This is a genomic window from Streptomyces sp. KR55 (assembly GCF_052245645.1).
GTDB lineage: Bacteria > Actinomycetota > Actinomycetes > Streptomycetales > Streptomycetaceae > Streptomyces > Streptomyces flavusporus.
Genome location: NZ_JBQQCE010000064.1, coordinates 22668 through 28741 on the forward strand (window position 1 = coordinate 22668; position 6074 = coordinate 28741).

General features: G+C 70.8%; 4 protein-coding genes. All 4 read right to left on the bottom strand.

Annotated features, from left to right (window positions below):
• Positions 1 to 13: 13 nt before the first annotated feature.
• Positions 14 to 943 carry an anti-sigma factor family protein gene (locus tag ACTWQJ_RS12240; protein WP_443306656.1) on the bottom strand — a complete coding sequence of 310 codons (930 nt, stop codon included), beginning with the start codon at positions 941 to 943 and terminating at the stop codon, positions 14 to 16.
• Positions 940 to 1665: an RNA polymerase sigma factor SigM gene (gene sigM, locus ACTWQJ_RS12245; RefSeq protein ID WP_443306657.1), complete on the bottom strand. Its 726-nt coding sequence runs from the start codon at positions 1663 to 1665 to the stop codon at positions 940 to 942. The genes ACTWQJ_RS12240 and sigM overlap by 4 nt, the downstream gene beginning before the upstream one ends.
• A 26-nt stretch (positions 1666 to 1691) precedes the next feature.
• Positions 1692 to 3419 carry a protein kinase family protein gene (locus ACTWQJ_RS12250; protein WP_443306658.1) on the bottom strand — a complete coding sequence of 576 codons (1728 nt, stop codon included), beginning with the start codon at positions 3417 to 3419 and terminating at the stop codon, positions 1692 to 1694.
• A 139-nt stretch (positions 3420 to 3558) separates the two neighbouring features.
• Positions 3559 to 5871 (bottom strand): murein biosynthesis integral membrane protein MurJ, encoded by a 2313-nt coding sequence (gene murJ, locus ACTWQJ_RS12255; RefSeq protein ID WP_443306659.1) that lies wholly within the window; start codon positions 5869 to 5871, stop codon positions 3559 to 3561.
• Positions 5872 to 6074: the final 203 nt, after the last annotated feature.

Genomic DNA, 6074 nt, shown 5'->3' on the forward strand with positions numbered 1-6074 from the left:
GGCGGTTGTGTCCTCAGGGGCGAGTGTAGGACTGCTCCAGCAGAACCTCGGCCGTAGCGGGCGACGACTGATCCACACAGGTCGCGTCGACGACGTAGGCCGTGACCCGCGCGGGGTTCGAGGTGTCTGGCAGGACCACGAGCAGGGCGCTCGTGCCCTGATAGGTTCCGGGCTCGGTCGCCAGGGCGGCGTCGCTGCGTCCGATGCCCTGCTGGACGCACTCGGGGACCCGGACCGTGGGCTGCTGAAGGACGCGGTTCCGGTCGGTGCTGGGGGCGGACTCCACACCGAAGTCATCGGGAGTGCGGGAGCCGTTCCCGGAGCTCTGGCCCTTGGCGAGGAGATCCACGACCTGCTGCTCCAGCTCCCCCTCGGAGAAGGTGTCCGCGGAGGCGGACTGCTGCTCGTGGGCCGTGGTCCCCGGCTCCGACCCGGTCAGCGAGGACACGAGGACGGAACCGAGTCCCAGAGCGGCGGCAGAGAAGACCGCACCCAGGACAGCCACCCTGCGGCGCCCGCCCCGCCTGCGGTTCTTACGCCCCGGACCGGTGGTGGAGGTGCCTGCGTGGCCAGAGGGGCGATCCGTGGCTGCCGATGTTTCACGTGAAACACGCGTGCCGTCGTCCGCGTCGGAGATCGTGCGGCCCGCGTCGACGGGTGCTGAGGCGCTCATCGCATCGGGTGCGGTGGCGTTGAGGAGAACCTCAGCGGCGAGAGCGGCGTCGATCCGTTCGGCGACGTCGGCGGGCATACGCGGCGGACCCGGCAGTGTGCCGAGCAGTCCCCGGATCTCTTCCAGCGACGCGAAGACATCAGCGCAGAGTTCGCACTCGTCCAGATGCCGTCGTACGTCTGCGGTCCGGTTCGGGGGGAGCAGGCCTTCGGTGAGGTCGGAGATCTCCGTGACGTCCGGGTGCCCGGCCGTATCCGTCGTGGATGTCACGCTCGCCCACCTCCGCCCTTCACAGCAGCTGAATCGCTTGGCCCTGCACCCCGTGGTCCCGCACCGTGCGGTCCCGCTGCCGGTGGGACGGATGTCCCCTGCGCCCGGTTCCGTCCCGCGGCCGGCTCTTCGCCGCGACCGGCGTTTTCCGGACGTAGATGGGTGAGCAGCGGGAGGAGTCTGGCTCTGCCGCGTGCGCAGCGGCTCTTCACCGTCCAGGTCGGGACGTCGAGCATGCGGGCGGCCTCGGCGACCGGGTAGCCCTGCATGTCCACGAGGACGAGGGCGGCGCGCTGGTCGGGCGGGAGCGTGCCGAGCGCTTCGAGGAGCTGGCGATGCAGGTCGTTTCGCTCGGCGGGGGCCGACGCCGACTCGTGCGGCTCCAGCAACTGCTCCAGCCGCTCGGTGTCGTCGACCGGCGAGGTCTTGCGGGAGGCCGCCTTGCGGGCGCGGTCGAGGCAGGCGTTCACAGTGATCCGGTGCAGCCAGGTTGTGACGGCCGACTGGCCGCGGAAGGTGTGGGCGGCCCGGTAGGCGGAGACAAGGGCGTCCTGGACCGCGTCAGCGGCCTCCTCGCGGTCCCCCAGCGTCCGCAGCGCAACCGCCCAGAGCCGGTCGCGGTGCCGCCGCACGATCTCACCGAAGGCGTCAGGGTCGCCTTCCACATGGCGGGCGAGCAGATCCCGATCGCTCACCGCGTCGTACCCGGCGCCTTCCGCCATCGGCCCCCTCCCCCTTCGGTGAGACGTCAGCCCGTGAACTTCACGTCGGTCACGGCCTGCTTGTAGCCCGGGTTGCTGAATTCGTCGCCGGGTGCCGGAGGCAGGGCAGTGAACCAGACCAACACGTACCGGGTCTTCACCGCTTTGTCGGTCTTCACGGTCGCGGAGTTCCCCGACGTCGTCACCGTACCCAGCTTCTGCATCGAGCTGATGGGCGTGGACGAGCTCATGGAGTCCGTCGCGTACAGGGAGACCGTGGTGTGGTCGCCGACGAACTCCAGCCCTATCGACGCGGTCGACAGCGTCTGCGCCGAGCCGAGGTCGTAGACGATACCGACACCAGGCTTGTAGGCGGGGTTCATGTCGGGACCGTCCGTGAAGCTGAGGGTGCGCCAGTACGTCGAGTTGTCGCCGTCGTACGTCTTGGCCACGTCCTCCGGGGCCTGGGCCGCCCCCTTCGCGACGTACTCCTGCGCTCCTGCGACGGTGAGCGGCTTGGCCGGCTTGGTCTCGTCGTCGCTCTTGTCGTTCCCGTCGTCGGTCGTCTGCGTCTGGTTCGTGTCGTCGGCCTGGCCGCCGCGTTCCATCAGGGCGTCCGCCAGCTGCCAGCTGCCGAGGCCCAGCGCGGCGATGAGGAGGGCGGAGACGCCCCACTTCAGGGCCTTGCCGGTACGGCTCTGCAGGGGTGGCGGCGGGGAGGGCACCGCCTGGGTGGTGCCCGCAGGCGGTGCGGGACGGCCGTACGTGCCCTGCTGGTAGGTCGTGCGCTGATACTCCGGCGGTGCGGTGAACGCGGGCTCCGGCGGGCGGATGCGGGGCATCTCGCCGATCGCCTTCACCAGCTCCTCCGGCGTCGTGCAGGGGGACTCGTGCCGGGAGGCGGTCGCGCCGTCGTTGGCGAGCGCGCGCATGGCGAGCTCCGACAGGCCACGGTGGACGCCGGCGCGCACCTGGTCGGGGGCGATGAGACCGACGTCCTTGGGCAGCCCGGCCAGTCCGTAGGCGTCGTCCTCGTACGGCCAGCGCTGGGTGAGCGACGCGTACAGCAGGGCGCCGATGGATTCCGTGTCGGTGCGCTGCGGGGTGTCAGAACTGATGCCGCGCAGCGCGGCGTTCACGGCGAGACCGCGGATGCGCCACTGCCCGGAGGAGGTGCGCAGCACGGCGTTGGGGTTCAGCCGTAGGTGGGCGAGACCCTCGCGGTGGGCGGCGGCCATGGCGGCGGAGACTTGGCTGACCATCTGGTAGGCGTCGTGCGGCTCCAGGGGACCGGAGGAGAGGAGCGTGGTGAGCTCCGCGGCGTCCGGCAGCCATTCGTGCACGACGTACACGAGATCGTTCTCCTCGACGGCGTCGAGGACCTGCACGAAGCGGGGGTCGCCGAGCAGCGCGGAGGAACGGGCTGCGGCCAGGACGGAGCGGGCCCGGGAGTGGTCCGCGGGCAGCAGGTGCACGCCGACGGCGCGGCGGAGTTTCTCGTCGACGGCACGCCAACTGCTGAAACCGTCCAGACGGGTGACGCAGTCCTCGAGGCGGTAGCGTCTGGCGAGCTTGTGGCCGCTGTGCAGCTCGGGCGGCGAGGCTTTCGTTCCGGGATCCTCGGCCCCGCCACTCTCCTGTGCCTCGTCGCGCTCCGTGTCCCGCTCCCGGTTGTTGGCCACCCCGTCGGCCGTGGACTGGTCCGCCTTGGCGGTCAGCGGCTCATCGCCGCTGTTGTCTGCCACGTCGACGGCAGCCGTGCTCCGTTCCGCCACCGTCGTTCCTGCCTCCCCATTCGTTGCGCGCCGGCCGACTCCGTTGCGCGCCGTCCGACGCCGAAACCAATTGTGCCCACAGTCCGCCGCTATGCACGACACACGGTGGCGGACGATGGTTGTGCGCGTACCCCCCGATTCAGCGACCCAGACGCCCGCGGACCATGCCGACGAGCGAGTTCAGCTCCGCGATCCGCATGCGGCGGGCGGCGACATAGAAGATGCCCAGCAGGACGGCACCGCCGGCCAGCAGCGCGGCGAAGGAACCGGCGATGCCCTGGCCGAGGGCCTGGGTGATGCCGTAGCAGGCGGCACCGCTCAACAGTGCCGCGGGGACCGAGGCGATGCTCAGCCGCGCGTACGTCCGCAGCACGCGGGTGCCGTCGAGGTCACCGCCCAGCCGCTTGCGCAGCCGACGCCAGGCGACTCCGACGCCGATGGCGTAGGCGAGGCCGTAGGAGGCGGCCATGCCTACGACGGCCCAGCGGGACGGGATCAGGAAGAAGCACAGGGCAGAGGCGCCGGCGTTGACCGCGGCCACGATCACTGTGTTGTAGAAGGGCGTGCGGGTGTCTTCGTACGCGTAGAACGCGCGCAGGACGACGTACTGCACGGAGTACGGGATCAGGCCGAGGCCGAAGGCCATCAGCATGTAGCCCATGTTGGTGGCCTCGCTGGTGCCCGACGAACCGAACATCAGCGTGCACATGGGGATGCCGAGTGCCAGGAAGCCGAAGGAGAGGGGCACGATCGCGACTGCCGTCGTCCTCAGTCCTTGCGAGATGTCGTCGCGGACGGCGCCGCCGTCGTCCTCCGCCGCGGAGCGCGCTAGGCGGGGCAACAGGGCGGCCATCAGGGAGACGGTGATGATCGCCTGGGGCAGGCCCCAGATGAGCTGGGCGTTGGCGTAGGCGGCGAAGCCGGTGCCGTCGACGGGCGAGTCCTTGCCCGCCGCCGTGGACAGTTGGGTGACGACGAGCGCGCCGGCCTGGTTGGCGAGGACGAACAGGACGGTCCACTTGGCGAGCGTCACGGCCTTGCCGAGGCCATGCCCCTTCCAGTCGAAGCGCAGCCGAAGCCGGAATCCGGTCTCCCGCAGGTACGGGATCATCGCCAGCGCCTGCACTACGAGGCCGAGCACCACGCCGATGCCGAGGAGCCGTTGGCCCTCCGGGGGAATGTTCGTGACCGTCATGCCTGAGTGCTCGGCAGTTCCGTACACCCAGAGGAACATGCCGAGCGTCACGATGATGACGATGTTGTTCAGGACCGGAGTCCACATCATCGCGCCGAAACGGCCACGGGCGTTGAGGATCTGACCCATCACCACATGGATGCCCATGAAGAAGATCGAGGGCAGGAAGTAGCGAACGAACGTGACGCCGACTTCGTTGGCGGCGGGGTCACTGGCGACCGCGTCGGACAGCAGGCGGATGAGAAGTGGCGCCGCGAAGACGGCGAGCACAGTGAGTGCGCCGAGGGTCACCATCACCAGCGTCAGCAGCCGGTTCGCGTAGGCCTCGCCGCCGTCCTCGTCCTCCTTCATGGCCCGCACGAGCTGCGGCACGAAGACGGAGTTGAGGCCACCGCCGACCGTCAGGATGTAGATCATGGTCGGCAGCTGGTACGCGACCTGGAAGGTGTCACCGAGCAGGCCGACACCCAGCGCCGAAACGATCATCGCCGACCGGACGAACCCTGTGAGACGGGACACCATCGTGCCCGCCGCCATCACGGCGCTGGACTTCAGCAGGCCTCCGGCCCGTCCGCCCTTCTTCGCCGCCGCGGGTGTCTCGTCGGCGGGCGGGGACGGGGGCGCCTGGTACTGCCCGGCAGGTGCCTGGTGCTGCTCCGGCGACGTCTGGGCGCCGCCGTACGGCCCGGCCGCGGCATAGGCCCCGCCGTACTGTCCCGCCGGCCCCTGGTCCGTGCCGGGTGCGGCGCTCGGACCCGGCACACCGGGGTGCTGCATCGACGGATGGGCACCGCCCTGCTGCTGGTCCCGGAAGAGGTGCGCGAAGGCGTCCGGCTCGTGGCGCTCGCCGCCGACCTGGGTGACCAGGTCGTCGACGCCGACGTACTGGGTCGTGCGGGGGTCGTCGCCGTACGGCAGGTACTGGGTGGGGCCCTCCGGCTCGGGCGGCGGGGTCTGGGCCCACACGCGGGGATCGGGGGCGTACGGCGACTGGGGCGGCTGGGCGTACAGCTGCTGCGGCGACTGGTACGTGCCGGGGGGCGGCGGGGGGTGTGCGGCGCGGTCGTAGAGCGCCTCGGCGACCGGGTCCTGGGCCGAGAGATCCCGGTCCCGGTAGGGGTCCTGTTCGTAGGCGTCCTGGAGGTACATGTCCGCGGGGTGCTGCGGCGGCACCTGGCCGTGCTCGGGCGGCGGGCCCTCGGGGTAGCCCGAGCTGCCCGCGGCCTGGCCGCGGTCACCGTCGTACGGCGCGTTCATGGTTACCCCACCTCATCGTCCCGGGCCCACCGGCCACGACATGTCAACGGTCCACTCTCTCACCCGTCCCGAACGGGTCGGCGTTTTCCGCTGGGGTGTCCGGTGTCGGGTCACTCGGCTGCTCCGGGGCGCCTGCCCCGGGCCGGGTGCCCGACTCCTCCCTGAGACGGTGTTCGGGGCTTTCGGGGTTCTGCGGGCCGTCG